20 protein-coding genes and 1 tRNA gene are annotated in these 21499 nt (G+C 32.5%); 18 read left to right on the plus strand and 3 right to left on the minus strand.

Annotated elements, in window-relative coordinates; genetic code table 11:
* The 11 genes from QJ521_RS06270 (at window position 1) to QJ521_RS06320 (ending at window position 14455) form a co-directional block, all read left to right on the plus strand.
* A complete protein-coding gene (locus QJ521_RS06270) occupies window positions 1–3069 on the plus strand; it encodes an extracellular solute-binding protein (RefSeq protein WP_282839591.1) in 3069 nt (1022 codons plus the stop codon).
* A complete protein-coding gene (locus tag QJ521_RS06275; protein WP_282839592.1) occupies window positions 3062–3946 on the plus strand; it encodes a carbohydrate ABC transporter permease in 885 nt (294 codons plus the stop codon). Before QJ521_RS06270 ends, QJ521_RS06275 begins: the two co-directional genes overlap by 8 nt.
* A gap of 6 nt (window positions 3947–3952) precedes the next feature.
* Window positions 3953–4834 carry a carbohydrate ABC transporter permease gene (locus QJ521_RS06280; protein WP_282839593.1) on the plus strand — a complete coding sequence of 294 codons (882 nt, stop codon included), beginning with the start codon at window positions 3953–3955 and terminating at the stop codon, window positions 4832–4834.
* Entirely contained in the window at window positions 4834–6867 is a 2034-nt protein-coding gene (locus QJ521_RS06285; RefSeq protein WP_282839594.1) for a YIP1 family protein, read from the plus strand. The genes QJ521_RS06280 and QJ521_RS06285 overlap by 1 nt, the downstream gene beginning before the upstream one ends.
* A 4-nt stretch (window positions 6868–6871) precedes the next feature.
* Entirely contained in the window at window positions 6872–9253 is a 2382-nt protein-coding gene (locus QJ521_RS06290) for a DUF5696 domain-containing protein (protein ID WP_282839595.1), read from the plus strand.
* Window positions 9250–10323 carry a carbohydrate ABC transporter permease gene (locus QJ521_RS06295; protein WP_282839596.1) on the plus strand — a complete coding sequence of 358 codons (1074 nt, stop codon included), beginning with the start codon at window positions 9250–9252 and terminating at the stop codon, window positions 10321–10323. The genes QJ521_RS06290 and QJ521_RS06295 overlap by 4 nt, the downstream gene beginning before the upstream one ends.
* Before the next feature lie 3 nt (window positions 10324–10326).
* Complete coding sequence (locus QJ521_RS06300) at window positions 10327–11259, plus strand: carbohydrate ABC transporter permease (protein ID WP_282839597.1); 933 nt, start codon at window positions 10327–10329, stop codon at window positions 11257–11259.
* A 9-nt stretch (window positions 11260–11268) separates the two neighbouring features.
* Complete coding sequence (locus QJ521_RS06305; RefSeq protein ID WP_282839598.1) at window positions 11269–12426, plus strand: glycoside hydrolase family 16 protein; 1158 nt, start codon at window positions 11269–11271, stop codon at window positions 12424–12426.
* 336 nt (window positions 12427–12762) lie between these two features.
* Window positions 12763–13458 carry a response regulator transcription factor gene (locus tag QJ521_RS06310; protein ID WP_347568088.1) on the plus strand — a complete coding sequence of 232 codons (696 nt, stop codon included), beginning with the start codon at window positions 12763–12765 and terminating at the stop codon, window positions 13456–13458.
* Between the two features lie 112 nt (window positions 13459–13570).
* Window positions 13571–14056, plus strand: coding sequence for a hypothetical protein (locus QJ521_RS06315; protein WP_282839600.1), 486 nt, complete (start codon window positions 13571–13573; stop codon window positions 14054–14056).
* A gap of 84 nt (window positions 14057–14140) precedes the next feature.
* Window positions 14141–14455 carry a hypothetical protein gene (locus QJ521_RS06320; protein ID WP_282839601.1) on the plus strand — a complete coding sequence of 105 codons (315 nt, stop codon included), beginning with the start codon at window positions 14141–14143 and terminating at the stop codon, window positions 14453–14455.
* A gap of 52 nt (window positions 14456–14507) precedes the next feature.
* On the opposite strand, the gene QJ521_RS06325 is transcribed toward QJ521_RS06320, so the two are convergent.
* Window positions 14508–15161, minus strand: a complete 654-nt coding sequence (locus tag QJ521_RS06325) for a rhamnogalacturonan acetylesterase (protein WP_282839602.1) — start codon at window positions 15159–15161, stop codon at window positions 14508–14510.
* A gap of 89 nt (window positions 15162–15250) precedes the next feature.
* Between QJ521_RS06325 and QJ521_RS06330 the strand changes: the two genes are divergently transcribed.
* Complete coding sequence (locus QJ521_RS06330; protein ID WP_282839603.1) at window positions 15251–16006, plus strand: endonuclease/exonuclease/phosphatase family protein; 756 nt, start codon at window positions 15251–15253, stop codon at window positions 16004–16006.
* A 64-nt stretch (window positions 16007–16070) separates the two neighbouring features.
* Here QJ521_RS06330 and QJ521_RS06335 read toward each other — a convergent pair.
* Window positions 16071–16146, minus strand: a tRNA-Lys gene (locus tag QJ521_RS06335).
* 218 nt (window positions 16147–16364) lie between these two features.
* On the opposite strand from QJ521_RS06335, the gene QJ521_RS06340 reads away from it, so the two are divergent.
* The 6 genes from QJ521_RS06340 to QJ521_RS06365 all read left to right on the plus strand — a co-directional run bounded on the left by QJ521_RS06340 (window position 16365) and on the right by QJ521_RS06365 (window position 20729).
* Complete coding sequence (locus QJ521_RS06340) at window positions 16365–16844, plus strand: NUDIX hydrolase (protein WP_282839604.1); 480 nt, start codon at window positions 16365–16367, stop codon at window positions 16842–16844.
* Entirely contained in the window at window positions 16845–17309 is a 465-nt protein-coding gene (locus QJ521_RS06345) for a hypothetical protein (protein WP_282839605.1), read from the plus strand.
* Window positions 17306–18256: a metallophosphoesterase gene (locus tag QJ521_RS06350; protein ID WP_282839606.1), complete on the plus strand. Its 951-nt coding sequence runs from the start codon at window positions 17306–17308 to the stop codon at window positions 18254–18256. The genes QJ521_RS06345 and QJ521_RS06350 overlap by 4 nt, the downstream gene beginning before the upstream one ends.
* Window positions 18257–18391: 135 nt before the next feature.
* Entirely contained in the window at window positions 18392–18682 is a 291-nt protein-coding gene (locus QJ521_RS06355; RefSeq protein WP_282839607.1) for a hypothetical protein, read from the plus strand.
* Entirely contained in the window at window positions 18679–19191 is a 513-nt protein-coding gene (locus tag QJ521_RS06360) for a PaaI family thioesterase (RefSeq protein WP_282839608.1), read from the plus strand. The genes QJ521_RS06355 and QJ521_RS06360 overlap by 4 nt, the downstream gene beginning before the upstream one ends.
* The gene (locus QJ521_RS06365; protein ID WP_282839609.1) at window positions 19188–20729 is read left to right on the plus strand and encodes an ABC-F family ATP-binding cassette domain-containing protein; all 1542 of its coding nucleotides are present in this window, start codon (window positions 19188–19190) and stop codon (window positions 20727–20729) included. Before QJ521_RS06360 ends, QJ521_RS06365 begins: the two co-directional genes overlap by 4 nt.
* Window positions 20730–20750: 21 nt before the next feature.
* On the opposite strand, the gene QJ521_RS06370 is transcribed toward QJ521_RS06365, so the two are convergent.
* On the minus strand, window positions 20751–21499 hold a 749-nt coding region (locus tag QJ521_RS06370), incomplete at its 5' end, for a flavodoxin/ferredoxin-dependent (E)-4-hydroxy-3-methylbut-2-enyl-diphosphate synthase (protein WP_282839610.1).

Consider the following 21499-nt stretch of genomic DNA (forward strand, 5'->3'; position numbering starts at 1 on the left):
ATGAAGAAGGCAATCATATTTTTTAAAAAAGGAATGAATGCAATTAAATCTTTTTTCACGCATATGTCACCAAAAAGAATAACAATTGTTGTTTTGGCGACACTTTTTGTCTTGATAATAAGTCTTTCTTTCTTTAAAAAATCATCGATTGACACATATTTTGATGCATCAGATTTAATGTATGGATATAGTAATACGTATTTATCTGAAGCATTTAACACAAAATTGTACACCGCTGTTAAACAAGACTATGCTGATGCAAATTTGATTGAAGTAGATGAGCAAAAAACGATTTTAACTGGTGATATGAATGGACAGACTGTCGGTAAAAATCACCCGGATTATGGCGACATCGTTGCACTATATGAAACGATTACAACTGTTGATCAAGATGTTTTCCTATTAGATTCAACTCATCCTGTGACATTTACAAATACAAGTAGTACAAGTGGTTTATATTATTTAGCAATCGATTATTATGAAATAGAAAAAAGCATTAATAATGCACAGATCAATATAACAATTAACGGTCAAAGCCCATTTTATGAAAGTCAAACATTAGTTTTACCATCGAAATGGCAATTAACAACAACTGAGTTTTCATTAGATCGTTATCAAAACGAAATTCAACCAAGTTCAGAAAAGATTCATTTTTGGAGAACACATAAGATTAATGATTATAGAGGAATGCATCCAGGATTATTTGCATTTGAATTACACCCAAATGATACTGTCGAGATTAATTATGTTAATGCTCAACTCCTAATTGGTCAAGCATATTATGTAATGGAAGATCGTATACCAACATATGCAGAATATTTGCAAACACATGGTGTATCAGACGTTGTGAGTGACAAAATAACTAGATCAGCACGTGAGTTTTATTATAGAAATGATCCATCAATCCGTTTAAGACCAGAACAAGATGCATCCAATTTATATTACAATACTCAATTCTTAAGATTGAATGTTATTTTTGGTGACTCATGGCAAAATAGTGGTCAAGCTGTAACATATGAGATTGATGTGGAAACAGAAGGATACTATTATCTTACTTTCAAATATCGCCAATATATGATAAAAGATATGCCAGTATTTAGAAAGATAAAAATCAATGATGAGGTACCATATAAAGAATTAGAAAGTTACGCATTTCCATATACAACGTCATTTGTTAATAGAACATTAAGAGACGAAAATAATGAAAACATTAAAGTATATTTGAATGCAGGTAAAAATACATTAACGATGGAAGCAGTCAATTATCCTTACCGTCAAACGATTGAGACAATACAATATGTAATGAGCCAAATTCAACGTTTATCATTAAATGTCAAACGTTATACCAGTGGTGGTACAGATCGCTATCGTGACTGGGACATTGAAACATATTTTCCAGATGCATCATCTGATATTTTATCTTGGGCAGATTTACTCAACGAACTCTACGATCGACTTGTACAACTAAGCGATGTCAATCAACCATCAGAGATTGGTAATTTAAATGTTGCTGCTTCAAGATTAAGAAATATCGGAAATGATGTTAATAAACTACCAAGCCTTATGGTTCAATTTTCTGATGGAGATTCATCAGTCAACCAAATTTTGGGTAACATGATGCAAAATTTAATGCGTTCTAATCTTGAATTAGAGCGAAGTATTTTTCATGGTGATGTGCAAATACCTAAACCTTATGCAAGTTTACCTGTCAGATTTTGGGAAGGATCTAAGCGGTTGGTTTTATCGTTTATTAACAATCCTTATTCAGCATCAAGAAGAAGAGATGATGAATTGACAGTTTGGGTAAATCATCCAAGACAATATATTGAAATTATGCAGATTTTAATTGATCAAAAATATGACGGACCCATGAAAGTTACACTTTCACAAATGCCTGATCAAAATAAACTTGTTTTAGCAAATGCTAGTGGGCAAGCACCTGATGTTGCAGTCGGTGTAAACCACTGGATACCATATGATTTCGCTGTACGAAATTCAGCATATGATTTGCGCCAATTTAGTGGATACGAAGATCTAGTCAAGCACTTTACAAAAGGTGCAATGATTCCTTATGTCTTTGAGGAAGGTGTTTATGCCTTACCTGAGACACAAAACTTTTGGGTAACTTATTATCGTAAAGATATTTTAGAAAGTATAGGCATCACAGAAATACCACAAACGTGGGATGAAATTATTGCTATTTTACCGTTATTACAAAGTTATGGCATGAACTATTTTGTTCCATTAGCTCAATATAGCGGACTAAAGCCATTTGTTGCAACATTACCATTTATATATCAATATGGTGGCGACTTATATTCACCAGATGGTATGCAAACTGCAATTAATAGTGAACAAACATTAGAAGGTATTAAATTAATGTCTGAGTTGTTTACTTTATATAATGTCCCTAAGTTTGTTGGATCATTTTATAATCACTTTAGATATGGAATGTTACCGATAGGTATTTCAGATTTATCAACTTACATCTTATTAGAAACAGCAGCAGTTGAACTTGATGGATTATGGGGTATGGATCTCCATCCAGGTGTTTATAATGCAGAAAAAGATGAAATCGTTAGATATTCTGCAGTTGGTGCTCAAGCTTCTATGATTATGGGTCAAACCAAATTTCCTGAAGAATCTTGGGATTTCCTCAAGTGGTGGATGTCTACAGACATTCAAAGTGAATTTGCATTCCTAGTACAAAGCACATATGGACAAGCATATTTTTGGAACACAGCAAATGTTGATGCATTTAAAACACTTTCAATGCCGCAAGAGTATAAAGACATTGTATTAGAAGCGTGGGAATATGGTATTGAAGCATCAAGAATTCCTGGTGCTTATATGGTTGAAAGAGAAATTAGTAATGCATGGACGAAAATTGTATTTAATGGTGTCAATCCAAGACAAGCTTTAGATGAAGCTGTTCGTATATCGAATCGTGAGATTTTATATAAGATGGCTGAATTTGGCTATACATATCGAGGAGAGATTATTAAAGAGTATATTGTACCAAGCATTTACAATATTGATTATTGGTTAACGGAGGTGGGTCATGACTAGTAAAATGAACCACCCAGCATGGTTTATTGTTCCATATTGGACTTTATTCTTCTTTTTCGTTGTCATTCCTGTTTTAGCAGCTGTCTTTTTATCGTTTACATATTTTAATGCGATTCAAGCTCCTCAATTTATTGGTATAACGAATTATATTGAATTAATAACCATGGATTCAGTCTTTATGCAATTTGTTTTATCCAACACATTAAAGTTTGCATTATTAGTTGGACCTATAGGATACTTATTATCATTTATGCTTGCATGGATTTTATCACAAATTCCTGCAAGATCAAGAACTATTTTTGCAATTATCTTATATTCGCCTTCGCTTACAATGGGGGTTGCTTTAGCAGCTATGTGGCGCATTATTTTTTCAGATGATTCGCAAGGATACTTAAATAGTTTATTGTTAAATTGGGGTGTTATTTTAGAACCAATTCAATTTTTACAATCACCTCAATATTTAATGACCATCATGATTATTGTCTCCCTATGGAGCAGTATGGGGGTTGGATTTTTAGCCATGCTTGCTGGGGTATTAAATATTGATCAAACTTTATATGAAGCAGCTTATATGGATGGTATTCGTAATCGTGCTCAAGAAATTTTTTACATTACGATACCCTCAATGAAACCGCAAATGTTATTTGGAGCCGTCATGGCTGTTGTAACAACTTTCCAAGCTGGTGGGATTGGTGTGGCATTATCTGGGACCAATCCAACACCGCAGTATGCTGGTCAGTTAATTGTTAATCATATCGAAGATTTCGGATTTATTCGTTACATGATGGGCTATGCAGCAGCAGTCAGTGTTGTATTATTACTCATGGTTTATTTCATTTCTAAAATTACATGGCGAATACTTGGGGAAAGGGAGTGATGAACAATGGGAAAAAGTAATTTTCAAGGGACTAAAATCAATCCAACACGTTTTCATAAGAGTCAAATTCCATTCTTTGCGTTCTTAATTCCGTTTTCAACATTAATGTTATTACCAATTGCATTTATTGTGAATCATGCGTTTAAACCACAAAGTGAGTTATTCGCTTACCCTCCAAGATTCTTCGTTAGAAGACCTACCTTAGATAACTTCTTGGAATTAGCAAGAGTAACATCAGCATCTGGTGTACCATTCTCTAGATATGTTGTTAATAGTTTAATTGTTACAGTGATTGGTGTTTTCTTAGCGATTTTCATCACTGCATTTTCAGCATATGCTTTATCTAAATTGAAATTTAGAGGTAAAAAATTCTTATTTGAGTTAAACACATTAGCGTTGATGTTTGTGCCGATTGCCGTACAAATACCAAGATACTTAATTATTGCTCAATCAGGATTAATTGATACTTATGCAGCGCATATTTTGCCTATTATTGTCATGCCTGTTGCGATGTTCTTAATTAAACAGTTTATCGATCAAACACCTAACGAGTTAATCGAATCTGCTAAAATAGATGGCGCTTCAGAAATGCAAATTTTCTTAAAAATTGTCTTTCCAGTTATTGCGCCTGCGATTGCAACCGTAGGTATTCTTGCTTTTCAAGCGATATGGAATGATTTATCAACTTCGGTTTTATATATTAATGATGAAAGTAAAAGAACATTGGCTTTTTATATGAATACATTAACATCTATGCAAGGTAACACAGTTGCTGGTCAAGGGATGGCAGCTGCTGCAGGTTTAATAATGTTTATACCAAATCTTGTGCTATTCATCACATTGCAAAGTAAAGTCATGAACACAATGGCACATTCGGGGATCAAGTAATGAAAAAATATATTATATTATTATTTATTTTACTCACGGTTTTGATTCCATCCCTAGAAGTCAAAGCCAACGGGTTACCTTACACAACATTTACGTATAGCAGTTCTACAGGTAGACTTGTTCCAACACAAGATGCTTATTTACCGTTGTCTATTCAAGATAACCTTGGTGGACTGACTTTAAATGGTCCAAGAGATTTAACAATTGACCGAGATGATAATATTTATATTGCGGACTATGGAAATTCAAGAGTTGTTAAGTATAGCCTGCAAACAGATATTGTTTCTATCATTGGCGAAGGTATATTAAACCAACCATCAGGTGTTCACGTTGGATTTGATGGTAATCTTTATGTAGCAGATTTCGGGAATAAGGAAGCATATCAATTTATATATGATCAAGATACTGATACTTACACGTTAGGTACTATTTATAGTAAACCAATTAACACACCATTTTTTAGAGATACTGATGCTTTTGATCCAACCAAAATTATTACCGATCGTGGGCATAATGTTTACATATTATTAGCTGGTAACATTAATGGTTTAGCAGAGTATGAAAATAATGGAAACTTCTTTGGATTCTTTGGTGGAAACCAAATTCCAAACACTTGGGATAACGTCTTAAAGTCGATACTATTTGATGAGCAACAACGTAGACAGTGGTTCCAAATGATTCCTAAACCTGTTTATAATATCGCAATTGATCGCGATGGACTGATTTTAACAACAACAAAAGGTGAGATGGGGTATCTTAAACTTAATATTGCAAACCTTGTATATAATCAATCTGTTTGGGGTCTTGAAAATACTGAAGACTTATTCGTTGGCCCTTATAACACGATTTTTACGATTAGTTCTGATGGATATATTATTGAGTATGGTCCAGAAGGTTCAGTATTGTTTGCATTTAGTGGACCAGATACCAATAACCAAAAAGGTTTATTTAAAACTGCATCCGGTATTGCTGTAGATTCAAAAAGCAATATTTATGCCATTGACCAAACATCTAACTCACTACAAGTATTTATACCTACAGAGTTTGCTAAACTTGTTCATTATGCAATTGATTTATATCAAGATGGTAAATACTTAGAATCACTCGAACCATGGCAAGAAGTTTTAAAAATGAATAATTTATTTGACCTTGCAAATAAAGGAATTGGTGATGCACACTTTTCTAATATGGATTATGAAAGTGCAATGATTTATTATGAAGTTGCTAGAGACACTCAAGGATATTCAAACGCATTTTGGGAAGTTAGAAATACAGCATTGCTTAATAGTGGTGAAATCATCGTTGGTTTCCTATTAGGATTTATTCTATTGTTTATAATCAATAACGTCATCCATTTTATGGATTTCGTTAAAAAACCAATTAGAAAATTAAAAACTTATTTATCGCAGTTTAAACTATATAATGAGTTAGTTTTCCCGTTTTACATCTTTAAGCATCCAGGTGATGGTTATTATGGAATAAAGAGAGAAGCTAAAACATCTAATCTATCTGCAACTATATATTTATTGTTATTCTTTGTGGCATATGTTTACTGGATTTTTGAAACAAACTTCTTGTTTAATAACCATATTCCAGCTGAAATCAATATGTTCCAGCAAATGACAACTATATTCTTACCATTCTTCTTATGGGTAGTTGCCAATTATCTAGTATGTAGCATTAGAGATGGTGAAGGTAAATTAAGTGATGTCTATCAGGCATCAGCATCTACCTTACTTCCGATGATTATTGCATTCCCAATTTTAACCATCGTCTCCAAAGGTTTGACATACAATGAAGCATTTATTTATTCAACATTGCTGTTCATAGCAGTAGCGATAACCGTCATCTATATGATTATAATGGTTAAGGAAATTCATTTCTATGATATGAAACCTACCATTGGAAATATATTCATTAGTATCTTTACAGCATTGATGATTTTAGCTGTTCTTTTCATTGTGTATTTATTATTAAATGAGGTTTGGGTACTCATAACAGATGTTATAAGGGAGTTGATGATCCGTGGTTAAATTCATGAAATATGTCATTGTAATCGTTATATTTACAATGTTAACTGCTGGTATCGTTTATGGTAGTAGTGGTTCATTCGATGTGGCAAATGAAATTGATGTAGAAGAAAACTATCCATACATTAATCAAATGCTACTTGAAAGTTCTAGATATACTCAAAAAGAGGAAGAAGACCCACAAGTTCTATCTAATTATCACGATAATTTTACCCTTTTTTACACACCACAAGAATTAGATACTTTAGGTTTTGATTTAATGTTTGATACAACAGAACTTGCAGTATATTTTGAACTAGATTCATTTTCAATGATTGTTCACAATAAAATAACCAATTATTTCTGGTCATCTAGACCGGAGTTTCAAGGTGTATCAGGAACGAGAGAAGATAATACAAGAAACCGTAATATGATGAATTCTGGAATTTGGGTTGAATATGTTAGAGCACTTAATGTTTCTACAGCAACTATTCAAACTGAATCCATTTACTCACTTGCCAATGTTAGTTATGCAAATGCAGGTGATGTCACAGAAGATGAGCCAGATCGTTTAAGACCTTACTATTTAGTAGATCAAAGCTATAATTATCTTCGTGTAAGAAATGATATCGTTAACCAAACAGCAAATTCATTTACTGTTAATGTTGATATTAAAGCATTAGATTTCAACTTTGATGTTGAAATCAGTTTAAATCAAGGTTCACTAGAAGTTTATATTCCAGTAGATCGAATTGAAGAATCAGGTGATATTTTCCGTCTACTTGGAATTCAAGTATTCCCATATTTTGGTGCAGCAAGAGAAAATAATTTTCCTGGCTATATTGTCATACCTGATGGTGTTGGTGCGTTAGTTAGAACAAACGCAAGACATAATACATATTTCCAAGCACGTTTTTATGGTAGTGATATTGGATATGGCACGATGACCATACCCAACTTAACAGTTCCTATTTTTGGTATCATTCATGAATCTGGTGCAAACGGATATTTTGTAAACGTCCTAGAAGGATCTGAAAATGCACAATTACTCGCTAATTTCTGGGGTAGTAATACTAGATATCATCGTATCGGTACGAGATATAATGTTAGACATATTTATCGATACATCATTAACAAAGCAGGTGATGGTAATGATACCATTGCTGAGCATATGACGACTCAAGATTTAAGATTGTCTTATCAATTTTTATCAAACGATGAAGCATCTTATGTAGGTATGGCAAATGGATATAGAGATTATTTAATCGAAGAGGGTATTTTGACACAAAGAGAAAAAGTTGTTGATGGCAATATTCCAATTCAGCTAGATTACTTAATGTCAGATCATGAACCATCGTTTATTGGTACAACTCGAGTCACAATGACAACATCTTCACAAGTCTTAAATGCCTATGAATTCTTTAAGTCTGAAGGTATCAATAATCAACAACTCACTTTAATGGGATGGAGTAGAGATGGATTTATTAATCAAAGTCCATATCGTACAAACAGTTGGGATAAGAAAGGCATTGAGCAATTATCAGAGTATGTGATTGCTGATGGAAATGCAGTGTATTTAAATAATGATTATGTCGTTTCTTCTGAATTATCAAGACGTGTTCTATATAATAGAGATGTCGCTAGAGCACTCAATCGATTAAAAATTGTACGAAATAGAAGGAACCTAAATGGTCAAGTTACACAAATTTATCACTTATATCCAGAGCAAAGTCTTGCAATGGCAAAAAATGATTTAGCATTCTTTAATGATTTGGGAGTTTCAGGATTGTCTATGAATCAATTAGGTTCAACGTTATTCAGTTATTATGATCAAGGGAATTATGGTAGAAGTTTTGGTATTGCTTATTATCAAGAAATTGCTGAATTATATGATCAACTTGTATTGTCTAGCTCAAATGCATATATGTATCAGTATTTAGATGGTTATACCAACATGGCAATAACAAACAGTCAGTATGATTACTATACAGATCTTGTGCCTTTGATACCGATTATTTTAAAAGGAAGTATTTCTTACTATACACCATATTTAAACTTTAATGCATTAGCTGAAGATCGTTATTTAACCATGGTTGATTTTGCAATCAATCCAAGTTATATCCTCACACATGAAAACACATATAAAATGCGATATACAGCATCGAATATTTTCTACACAACAACACTATCTGATTATGAAGATGATATCGTTACTGCATATCATTATGTTAACAACGCACTAAAACATGTTACACATGCATATATTGTTGACCGTGAAGTATTGGATACAGGTCTCGTTAAGGTGAGTTATTCTAATCAAGTATCAATTATTGTTAACTATAACTATACATCAAGAAATGTAGATGCTTTAACGATCGCTGCAAGAAGTTATGAGGTGATATTACCATGAAGAAATTCTTAGGAACTATCAACGACTTATTTGCAAGAGTGTTTAAAAAAATATCAGTATACTGGACAAAAGTATCTGATTTCTATCTAGTTAAAGTTACACCTATTTTCGATAAAATAAAATACGCATTAACTCATAACTTTATTATTCGAAAAAAAGGTTTAAAACTTATTATCTTTTCATTTATAAAAATTAAGATTACCAGAAAAAAAAGAGAAGGGTTTTATGGATATTTATTTGTCTCACTTTGGATTATAGGGTTTTTAATATTTACACTGTATCCGATGTTCTATTCTTTCTATTTAAGTCTTCATGAAGCATACTTCAATTTGGAGCAAGGTATTACGATGACATATGTTGGCATTGCTAACTATCTAAGTATATTTAGAAGTCAAACATTGTTACCACTTTTTGGAACTTATATTGGAAAAATGATTATTTCTGTACCGCTTGTTGTTGTCTTTTCGATTATGATTGCGGTACTGATTAATAACCCTATTAAGCTGAAAGGCTTATGGAGAACTATTTTCTTTCTTCCTGTCGTTATCGCGACAGGACCCGTTATTAATGAACTAGCGAATCAAGATGCTACATCATTACCTGCTCTACAAGATAGCGCTGTTCTTAACTATATTTCAGAAAATTTAGGATCTTGGATAGCAAACCCATTAGAAGCATTACTCACTTCCATGTTACTCATCTTATGGTATGCCGGTATTCCTATTCTCATTTTCTTGGCAGGACTTCAAAAGATCGATACTTCAATCTATGAAGCTGCATCAATTGATGGAGCTTCTCCATGGGATCGTTTTTGGAAGATTACATTGCCATCAATTAGCCCACTGATCAGTGTTAGTATTATTTATATCGTTGTATCTATGTCGCTTTTTGTTGAACCAGATGGTATACTTGCTATTGCAAGGAATCATATGATTGGTGGCACACCAACGAACTCATTTTTAAATGGTTATGGTTATGCTGCAGCAATCGCTTGGATCTATTTCTTGTTGATGGTCGTCATCATGAGCATTTTCGTCGGCGTTCTTTCCGCTCGCAGAAGGGAGAGATAAACCATGAAAAAATTTGACATGAAACATTTTAAAATTAAAGCAAAGAAAATAATGTTTGGTATGAATTTCGTTGATGGACTCATTTATAAAATCGTTATTTATACATTGTTAATTAGTTTCAGTTATATTTATTTGTACCCAGTATTATTTATGCTTGTTAATAGCTTTATGAGTGTTGATGACTTAATTAATCCAGGTGTTAAGTGGATTCCAACCATATTGCAGTACTCTAACTATAGTCGAGCTATTGAGGTCTTGCAGTTACCTGCAGCGATATGGTCAACAACAGCCTATGTTTTAAAGGTAAGTTTATCAGTTACAATTTCTTCAGCAATAATTGGATATGGTTTTGCTAAATTTGATTTCCCATTAAAGAAGACAATGTTTGTACTGATGCTTGCTACATTTATATTGCCATCTCAAGTGACTATGGCAGCAAATATGTTAATATTTAGAAATTTAGGATTAATGAGCACACAAAATTCAATGATATTACCAGCTATATTTGGACAAGGGATTAATGCAGCTATTTATATTTTAATATTCTATCAATTCTTTAAAACGATTCCAGGAGTATTAATGGAATCAGCAGAAATTGATGGAGCATCGCAATCAAGAATTTTCTTAAAAATAGCCATTCCATTAGCCATTCCATCGTTTATTATTGTTTTCTTATTTAGCTTTGTTTGGTATTGGAATGAAACATTTATTACAGCATTATACGTTGGTGGACAAGCAACACTTCCACTAAGGTTACAAGGATTTAGGTCAAGTTATGAACTGTTGTTTCCTCCGGGAAGTCCAGGTTCTGAACTTAATGAAGCCATTTCATTAGCTGGGAACATGTTAACCATTTTACCGCTGCTCGTCTTGTATTTTATTGCACAAAGATACTTTGTTGAAAGTATCGATAGAACCGGTATTACTGGTGAATAAGGAGGAATTATGAAAAAAATTATTATAATAGTATTATTATTGTTTATCTTAGTAGGTTGCGAGACTACCCCAACAGATTCTGGAGAGCCCACACCTTCAGTTCCTAATGGTCTTGAACCACTAACAGCAGTTGATGATTGCGATGTCCCAACACTTGAAGGTGGATGGGTATGTATATGGGCAGATGAGTTTGAAGGTCCAGATATTGATGAAGATAAATGGAACTTTGAGATTGATGGTGGTGGTGGAGGTAACAATGAACTTCAGTATTACCGTAAAGAAAATGCATCAATTGAAAATGGTAATTTAATCATTACTGCCAATAGAGAATCTTTTGGTGGTAGACAATATACATCAGCTAGAATGACAACGAAGTATAAAGGCACTTTTGAGTATGTTAGAATCGTTGTAAGTGCGAAGATGCCAACAGGTAGAGGTACTTGGCCAGCAATTTGGATGATGCCTTTAATGAATAGTTATGGTGGATGGCCAAATAGTGGTGAGATAGATATTGTTGAATATGTTGGTTATGATCCAACAAGAATTCATTCTACAATTCATACGAAAAGATTTAATCATATACTTGGCACTCAGATAGGTTTTAATAAAGTTGTTGAAAATTTGGATACTGAATTTCATGAATATGAAATGATCTGGTCACCAGGAAATATTCAAAGCTTCCATAATGGTGAAAAATATGCTGAATTCAATTATGTTGCTCAGTTTACACAAGATGCACCTTATCATGAAGCATTCCCATTTGATCAACCATTCTACTTAATTCTAAACTTAGCAATAGGTGGAAACTGGGGTGGTGTTCAAGGTGTCGATGATTCAATATTCCCAGCAACATTTGAGATTGAACATGTCAGAGTCTATAAACAAGATTATGCAGTACTAGATAATGAAGCACCAACAACTCCTGAAGATTTACAGTTAGCACAGTTAAAAAATACAATTTTCTGGAAAAGATCAACTGATGACTACGGTGTTGAAGAGTATGCTGTCTACTTGGATGGAGCTTTCCATCGCTATGCCAGTTTGAATCAAATTACATTTAACGGATTAATTGCAGGTGAGACTTATCAGGTTCAAATACAAGCAGTTGATTTTGTTGGTAGAACATCTGAACTTAGTGACGTCTTATTATTTACCTATTCAGGCTAATATTTTAGGGATATGTTGACGCATATCCTTTTTATTTTTGTTTTGTAAAAATGCGAAATTTGAGTTTAAATACTAAAAAGAGGTATAATGGAAGTGCCAGATGTGTGTTTTAATCATAATTGGATACTTATCTTTTTCGTAGGTTTTCATGGATTAAAAAACCTCTGGAAAGCTCTGGTGACGACATTCCCCCCCGTGTCGCCAGAGCGCTTTTTTATTATATTTCTACTACATTTTTGTTTGATACCTATGGTATAATGAAGTAAACAAGACATAATTTTGTTCTCAGGTGAAAGGAGTTATCCTAATTGATTGATATTAGGGTTAAATGTAGCAATGGGTCAAAAAATCTTATTAGTTGAAGATAATGTTTTAATCAGTAGAAGTATTGAAACGAAATTAAAAGAAGAAAATTTCGATGTCAAGGCTGTTTTTAATGGTGAAGAAGCAATCAATACCTTCAATACTGTCAAATATGATGCTGTTCTTTTAGATTTGATGTTACCAATCAAAAGTGGCGAGGATGTATTAAAGTTTATCAGATCTAAAGGTGATGTTCCAGTTATTATTATTTCAACAAAAGACACGGATGTTGAAAAAGCTATTAATCTAGGTTTAGGTGCCGATGATTATTTATCAAAACCGTTTTCAATGCTTGAACTAGTCGCAAGAGTTAAAGCAGTTTTAAGACGTTCTAATAAAACGAAGGATACTGAAATCAAAGAAAAATATACGATATCAAATCTTGAAATCAATTTTAACAATTATGAAGTCAAGAAGAATGACAAACTTGTTGACCTTACCTTAAAAGAGTATGAAATATTAAAACTATTAGTTACGCATCCTGAACAAACTTTCTCAAAACAGCAAATGTATAGAAGTGTATGGGGTGAAGAGTATTATTATAATGATAACGTTATTAACGTCCATATTAGACGCTTAAGAGAAAAAATAGAAGATGATCCCTCTAATCCGAAAATTGTAATTACGATGTGGGGATTTGGATATAAACTTGGAGAATTCAAAAATTGATGAAAAGGGAAAATTTCCCTTTTTTTCTTAATCAAAACTTAATATCTAGTTAATTTTTAGGAAAGTATTAAGTGTTATAATTTTACTGTAGACCACGAAAGGGAGGGTATGAATGGACGCATATTCACTGCCATGGGCATTTTACATGAAGTATAACAATCGATTAAAAGAAATGACATTGTACCTTTCTAAAGGGTTTAAGGAAAAAACCGAATTATCACTTTCCCAGATGACATTAAATAAAAGTGACATAGAAGAATTCATACATCGCTATGATTATCGTAAGTTGTCATATTTTTCTGGTATTCAATTAAATGGAACTTTTGATACAATACTAAGATTTAAAATGTCACATGGAAAGTCTTACTTAAAAACATATGCTGTTTGTCAAACAGATCAAACAGGATTTCGATGTATACACATTGAAGAAAAGTATATTTTTAAAATTCATAAAAATGTTCGTTCATCTGAGTTGTTCGCAAGCCGTTTAAATATAGATATTGAAGATTTTGAGTCAATCAGCGAGTTTGAGTCAACTCAAAACTTAATGAAAATCAAAGGACATCTGCATAATATTATCCTAAGAATGTCGAATTAAGAAAGAATTAATAATCTCATCACATTTCCGTAATATAAAAAAGATATACTAGCAGTATAAAAGCAATAAATTGGAGATGAAATGATGAAACTATTAATCATGACACTTACAATTTTATTAGCAGCTTCTGTCTATTTCCTTCAAGTTACTGAAACACAGGCGACAAGTATCAATATACATGTCCTAGTTTTTGAAGGTCATGATGGAAATATCGTTGAAAAAACATATTTTGCTCATGGTGCAGATCTTAGTGAGTATGAATTACCTGAAGCTCCTGAAAGACAAGGTTATGTGTTTGTTAGTTGGAGTGGAGAACTTCCAAAGGAAATGCCTGATGCTGATTTATATTTTGTAGCAGTTTATATGCAACAAGAACTAAAAATTAGAGCTACTATGTAATTCAATAAATAAAAAAAGATAAGGTCGGTTCATCATGTGAGCTGACCTTTTATTATATGATTTTCTTAAGTTCTACAGCGATGAGTGAAGCGATTAATTTGGCTCCATAAGGACTCAGATGTGTATCATCTTGAATGCCATCTGGATAGTTTTCGTGTTCGTTAGGTTCTAGATATAGAAACAACTTTTTTGACAATTCATCCCCTAAATCTTCATAGAGTTTTTGAGTAATAGAAAACATGTCGATAAGTTCAACTTGATGTTTTATTGCAAATGCCTTCATGGCTTTTGGATACTCTCCAACTGCAAGAGGATCTAAGGTTTTTTTATCGATAAATCGTCTTCTACTAATTGGTGTAACTAGAATTGGAATTGCTTGGTTTTTCTTAGCAATCAAAACAAATTTTAACAAGTTTTCTTGATAAGTTGTTTGGGGGTGAGTATATCTAGATTGATCGTCAATTTTCTCATCGTTATGTCCAAATTGAATTAGCATATAATCAGATTCATCAATTTCACGTTCTATATGATCAAGCAAACCGTCATCAATAAATGACTTTGTTGATTTACCGTTTTGTGCGAAATTTCTTACTTCTAGATTAGGAGTAATAAATTCATCTAAGAGTTCGCCCCATCCAGTTTCAGGCCTTTTACTGTGCAATTTTGTAGCAGCTGTAGAATCACCAGCAATAAATAGTTTTGGCATATTTCACTCCCTTTATCTACACCTATTTTAGCATCATTCAATTTAAAATTTAATTGATAATGATATAATATTGTAAAGGAGTTGATATTGTGAAATTAAATATTTGTAGTTTCAATATTAGAATCGATGTTGAGAGTGACGGAAATAACGCTTGGGAATTTCGAAAAAACAAAGTTGCTAATTTTATCTTGAAAAATGATTTTGATGTCATCGGGTTTCAAGAAGTCAATCCGTCAATGCATCAATCTTTAATCGATGAACTAAAAAATTATGAAACATTTGGAACTCCTAGATCAGAAAATAATGAGTTAAATCCTATATTCATAAAAAAGAATATATTCAAGGTTATAGATTCAAATACATATTGGTTAACTAGAACACCTCATACACCATCGGTCATTGAAGGTTCACATTACCCAAGAATAGCAACTTATGTTGTTGTAGAAGACAAAAATGGAGACATGCTAACTTTTTTTAACACGCATTTTGATTATGCTAATGATAAGATAGGGCTAAAACAAGCTAAATATTTTTACAAAGAACTAAAGAAAGTTGAAAAAGAATATAAATCATCGATTATCGTTACCGGTGATTTTAATCAAATTCCAGATTCAAAAACCATGAGATATTTAAATAAAAAATTGAATTGGGTATATGACATTCGAGAGCATGTCGGTTTAACTTTCCATGGCTTTACAGACGAAGTTGAAGGGTTTCCTATCGATTATATTTTATTTTCCAAAGATTTTATTTTAAGGTCATTTGTGATTGGACAACACTCAGGGAAAAACGATTTTCTATCTGACCACTATCCGATTTTTGCACATTTAGAGAAAGAAAAATAACGATTAATATGATTTGATGACAAATAAAAAAACCACTCGATTTTGAGTGGTTTTGATGTCTACATGGTACCCCCTGTAGGGTTCGAACCTACGACCCAATGATTAAGAGTCATTTGCTCTACCAACTGAGCTAAGGAGGCATAAATCTTCATGCATTGATAATTATAGCATATCATTTATAAATTGCAAGCAAAAAAAGGAAAAACTATCAAAAGAAATTTGTGCTTTATTACATAAAAATAAGATAAACTTAAACACGTTGTTAATAAGAAAAAAGTTATATCTTTGCTTTTTAATGTCAAAAAATACAAATGGTCATGTTATAATTTATAGTAGTTCAGTAAGAAGAAGGTAAAACATGTATAAATACACGCTAGGGTTTATTAAAAGAAAAGACGAAGTCTTAATGCTCAATAGAGAAAAAAATCCCTGGAAGGGTTGCTGGAATGGTTTAGGGGGCAAAGTAGATGCCCATGAATCAATGATTGATTGCATTCAAAGAGAGATTATGGAAGAAACAAGTATTGATTTATCAGTTTCTCAATTTCAAGATAAAGGTGTCTTAACTTGGAACACATTTGATGCTCTTGGTCAAGGACTACATATCTATTTAATTGAAGTCGCTGATGACTTTATCTATCCAACACCACAAGTAGTATCAGAAGGTATCCTTGATTGGAAGAAAATTGAATGGTTAAGTGATACTGAAAACTATGGTGTTGCACACAACATCCCTTATTTTTTACCGACTGTTATTCATGATCAAAATCGTTACCATTATCACTGCACATTTAATGAACGTATTTTAATATCTGTAACTAAAGAACGGATGATCTAAATGTTTTTTGAAATATTGGGTGGTGCACTTGCAGTAGTTATCATTATCTTCGCTGCTGTTAAGCTACATCACAAAAAAACAACTGAAGATGTAAAAGCAAAAGTTAGACACCAACTCGGATCTTATGGTGAATTATTCCATGAAGGCAACAAATGGTTTCTAAAAACAAAAAACCATACCTACTTGGTTCTGTTTTTCTATGTGCCTTTAAATAGTGAGTTGACGGTTAATAGTAGAACAATTTGGGAAATAAAAGATGCTACAAAAACAAGATTAATAGATCAATCAGTATTCCTTTCAAGTAAATTGACCAAGCTGATTATTATTTTTCCTACGACAGTCACAATTAAAAGATATATTAATGAAAATGAATTGGAGTTCGTCAAATATAATAAGAGTTTTTATGATATGTATTTAATTAGACATTTTGAACTTGACAAAATACTTGAAGAAAATATTTTATGAAAAAAGTTTTCTATAGCATTATTTCAATCATCTTATTGATCTTTTTATCTGCATGTCAAAACACATATGAAGTAGAATATTCTGATAATCAACCTTTTCAAATCGAAATGAAAGGTGATTCTTTGAAGATCCTACAACTTACAGATTTACATCTATCTTATGGTATTGATTATCGAGATCGAAAGACTTTTCAATTAATAACAAAATTATCTAAATACGATGATTATGATTTAATTGTAATCACTGGTGATTTAACCATGTCTCCACAGGCACCCATGTTATTTAACAAATTAATTAACCATATGGAATCTTTAGCGATACCTTGGACATTTGTTTTTGGTAATCACGAAACTGATTTTAACAACTATGGAGACTTTTTAAAACTTATAAATAATACAGAGTATTTATATTTTAAAGTTGGCCCAAAAATCACTGATGGTGGATATGGAAACTTCAAAATCGAATTCACTAAAGATGGTTTACCTTTCTATAATGCTTACTTTCTTGATTCAAAAGCAGAAAGAGACACTTATACCGAAGAAGAAGGCGTTTATGACTATTTAAGTTATGAACAAGTAGCGTGGTATGAAGAACATGTTTCTCTTGATGCAGTGGATTCACTTGTGTTTATGCACATACCATTAAGACAGTATATCAATCCGATTCAATATACAGGTATATTTGAAGAGAAAATGGTCTATGCACAAGGTGTAGATACAGGATTTTTTGATGCCATGGTGACTTTTGGTAAATCAAAAGCTGTTTTTGTAGGACATGACCATTTAAATGATTTTTCATTTGTTTTAAACGATATTTATCTTGCATACGGTAGAGCAACTGGTTTTAATGGATATGGTTATCTTGAAAGAGGTGGCAGACATATTGAAATGAATGCATCTAGTGAACTCGATTCCTACATTCTTTTAGAAAGTGAGATGATACCATGAAGTTAAAAGATCGTTTGCTTGTTTTTATGTCTTCTTATTTTTGGGCAATTCTTGGACTGTTTCTCACAGGATCATTTTGGTTTTTTCTAATACCATTAGTAGCACTAACATATCTCTTTATTGGAGGTAGGAAACATGTTTGAGTTAATTGTAGCTTTATCGATTTATGCATTTTGGTTTTCTTTAATTATTGGTAGCTTAACACTATTTCTAATTAGATTATATATTGTTATCATAAAGAAATTAGATTTTAAAAAAGCATCCATGATTTTGTGGATACCATGTTCTATTGGGTTTTATCTCAACATAAAAGAAGAAAGTCAATTAACAAAAATATATAAAAGCTTAGTTATCATATTTTTTGTATCAACCTTTATTGCAAGTTTATTTATACTATACATACATTTGGAGCTAAATATTATATGACCTATAAAGTAGTTAGAAAACAAAATAATTCTCATATGTGTTTCGTTTGCGGTTTAGCAAACGATGCTGGATTGCATACATCTTTTTATGAACTAGAAAATAAACGATTACTTGCTATTTTCAAAGGACATGAGATACATCAAAGTTATCCTCAAAGAATGCATGGTGGTATCGTTTCAGCATTACTCGATGAAACCATTGGTCGCGCAATCTTAATGGATAACGAAAACTTATGGGGTGTAACGATTGATATGAACATCAGGTTTCATAAACCTGTACCATTAGATCAAGAACTTAAAGTTGTAGGTTACATAACAAATCTCAGAAGTCGAACTTTTGAAGGTGAAGGTTATCTATGTGACAAAAACAACCAAATACTTGCTACATGTAAGGCAAAATATATTAAACAGTCTGTTGATACAATCGTCAATGGAGAAAAATTTGTAGAGGAGCAATGGATCTATGTGGAGGATGAAGAACCACCACTTAGTTTCGATTTACCACAATGAGCATCTTAGAAGTAGAGAACATAACGTTTAGTTATGGTGGGGAAAAATTATATCAAAAAGCATCAATGCGTTTATTTGAAGGAGAACATGCTGTTTTAGTCGGTCCTAATGGAACAGGTAAAACAACACTACTTAAACTTCTAGATAAATCGATAAGTCCTGACCAAGGAACAATCTCTTGGATCCCCAATAAAAAAATAGGATATCTTGATCAATATGCTAAGATCAATCCCAATCTATTAGTAAAGACGTATTTATACGACGCTTTTTTACCCTTGTTTGAAAAAGAAAAGGAAATGGAAAGGTTATACGAGAGTCTTGTTATAGCCCCCGAAAAAGAACATGAACGCATTTTAAATTGGGCATCTACACTAGGCGATCAGTTAATCGAATCCGATTTTTATGCAATCAAATCAAAAGTTGGAAATATCATTCATGGACTTGGTTTGACTATGGACTTATTAGAAGAACCTATTAAACACTTATCTGGTGGTATGCGTGCGAAAATTATCTTAGGAAAGCTTTTACTTGAAGAATCAGACATTTTATTATTAGATGAACCAACTAACTTTTTAGATGTTAGACATATTGAATGGTTGACTAAATTTTTAATCAATTACCCAAAAGCATTTTTAGTTGTTTCACATCATGAAGAATTTTTAATGGATATTGCAAATACTGTTTTTGCTTTGGAGAATGGAACGATTACAAGATATAAAGGTGATTATGAATACTATTTAAAAGAAAGAGAACTTAGAATTGAACAGCAACAAAAAGCTTTCGTTTCTCAGCAAAAATTTATTCAAAAAACCGAGGAGTTCATCCAAAAGAACATTACAAGAGCAAAAACAACAAAGCGTGCTCAAAGTAGAAGAAAGATGTTAGCCAAAATTGACAAAATAGTTGCACCAAAACATGATAAAACATATCACTTTCATTTTCCGTTAAGTTCGACTACTGGTAAAGACGTATTATCTATAGAAAACCTCGAAATAGGTTATTTAGAGCCTTTGCTTGAACCACTTAACATTGACATCCTGAAACAAGAAAAAGCTGTTATAACAGGAAAAAACGGGATTGGCAAATCGACGTTTATTAAAACTATTTTGGGAATTGTCCCAGAGCTTGGAGGATCTTATCGTTGGATTGATACAGCAAAGATTGCATACTTTGCTCAAGATAGTAAATTTGAAGATGGGTTAACCCCATTTCAAATTGTTCATCATAGATATCAACATTTCACTAAAAAAGAAGTGATGTCACTATTAGGAAATCACGGAATTAATTTTGATATGGCAAATCGAGACATCAATACTTTATCTGGTGGAGAACAAACTAAAGTAAGGCTTGCTTTGCTAAGACATCAAAAAGGTAATGTGTTAATTCTGGATGAGCCAACGAATCACCTAGATGTTAATGCCAAAGAAGCTTTGAAAGAAGCATTGATGAGTTATGAAGGAACTTTAATCTTAGTGTCACACGAGAAAGAATTTTATCAAGACATTTGTGATTATGAAATTTCATTGTATGATGTTTAGACAAAAAAGGGAACTGTAGAATTATTCTTCTACGGTTCCTCTATTTTTAGAATCATCAAAGTTATTTATTTCTTCAACTAAGACATCATATACTTCAGATTCCTTAATCTTTTTAATGACTTTTCCGTGTCTAAATAGAAGTGCTTCACCTTTACCACCAGCAATACCGATATCAGCATGGCTTGCTTCACCAGGTCCATTAACTGCACAACCCATAATCGCAACATTAATCGTCTTATTGACTTTTAGTAAATAAGTCTCAATTCTTTTTGCGATTTCAATCATGTCATATTGAATACGTCCACATGTTGGACATGAAATTAAATTAGGCACTTTATCTTTTAAACCAAGATTTTTTAGTATTTCTTTTGCTGCTTGTATCTCTAATACAGGATTATCTGTTAAAGATACTCTAATCGTATTTCCAATGCCTTCAGCAAGCAATATACCGATACCCATTGCACTTTTTATCGCTCCACTAAAAGCTGTACCAGCTTCAGTTACACCTAAGTGTAGTGGGTAAGGGAAAGTCTTTGCAGCTAAACGATACGCTTCAACCATCAAGTTCATATCGGTCGCTTTTAGCGACAATGCGATATCATAAAAACCCATTGATTCTAATATCTCAACATGATGTCTAGCTGTTTCAACCATATTTTCAGCTGTGGGTACCATTCTATTTGGTAGTGATCCACTATTAACACCAATACGAATTGGTATGTTTTTCTTTTTACATGCTTCAACAACTTCTTGAACATGCTCAGTTTTTG

Source organism: Peloplasma aerotolerans (assembly GCF_030012175.1).
Taxonomy (GTDB): domain Bacteria; phylum Bacillota_I; class Bacilli_A; order Acholeplasmatales; family Acholeplasmataceae; genus Peloplasma; species Peloplasma aerotolerans.

Coding starts and splice junctions, on each gene's coding strand:
- QJ521_RS06270 (WP_282839591.1), top strand. CDS start 1: ATGAAGAAGGCAATCATATTTTTTAAAAAAGGAATGAATGCAATTAAA.
- QJ521_RS06275 (WP_282839592.1), top strand. CDS start 3,062: ATGACTAGTAAAATGAACCACCCAGCATGGTTTATTGTTCCATATTGG.
- QJ521_RS06280 (WP_282839593.1), top strand. CDS start 3,953: ATGGGAAAAAGTAATTTTCAAGGGACTAAAATCAATCCAACACGTTTT.
- QJ521_RS06285 (WP_282839594.1), top strand. CDS start 4,834: ATGAAAAAATATATTATATTATTATTTATTTTACTCACGGTTTTGATT.
- QJ521_RS06290 (WP_282839595.1), top strand. CDS start 6,872: ATGAAATATGTCATTGTAATCGTTATATTTACAATGTTAACTGCTGGT.
- QJ521_RS06295 (WP_282839596.1), top strand. CDS start 9,250: ATGAAGAAATTCTTAGGAACTATCAACGACTTATTTGCAAGAGTGTTT.
- QJ521_RS06300 (WP_282839597.1), top strand. CDS start 10,327: ATGAAAAAATTTGACATGAAACATTTTAAAATTAAAGCAAAGAAAATA.
- QJ521_RS06305 (WP_282839598.1), top strand. CDS start 11,269: ATGAAAAAAATTATTATAATAGTATTATTATTGTTTATCTTAGTAGGT.
- QJ521_RS06310 (WP_347568088.1), top strand. CDS start 12,763: ATGGGTCAAAAAATCTTATTAGTTGAAGATAATGTTTTAATCAGTAGA.
- QJ521_RS06315 (WP_282839600.1), top strand. CDS start 13,571: ATGGACGCATATTCACTGCCATGGGCATTTTACATGAAGTATAACAAT.
- QJ521_RS06320 (WP_282839601.1), top strand. CDS start 14,141: ATGAAACTATTAATCATGACACTTACAATTTTATTAGCAGCTTCTGTC.
- QJ521_RS06325 (WP_282839602.1), bottom strand. CDS start 15,161: ATGCCAAAACTATTTATTGCTGGTGATTCTACAGCTGCTACAAAATTG.
- QJ521_RS06340 (WP_282839604.1), top strand. CDS start 16,365: ATGTATAAATACACGCTAGGGTTTATTAAAAGAAAAGACGAAGTCTTA.
- QJ521_RS06345 (WP_282839605.1), top strand. CDS start 16,845: ATGTTTTTTGAAATATTGGGTGGTGCACTTGCAGTAGTTATCATTATC.
- QJ521_RS06350 (WP_282839606.1), top strand. CDS start 17,306: ATGAAAAAAGTTTTCTATAGCATTATTTCAATCATCTTATTGATCTTT.
- QJ521_RS06355 (WP_282839607.1), top strand. CDS start 18,392: ATGTTTGAGTTAATTGTAGCTTTATCGATTTATGCATTTTGGTTTTCT.
- QJ521_RS06360 (WP_282839608.1), top strand. CDS start 18,679: ATGACCTATAAAGTAGTTAGAAAACAAAATAATTCTCATATGTGTTTC.
- QJ521_RS06365 (WP_282839609.1), top strand. CDS start 19,188: ATGAGCATCTTAGAAGTAGAGAACATAACGTTTAGTTATGGTGGGGAA.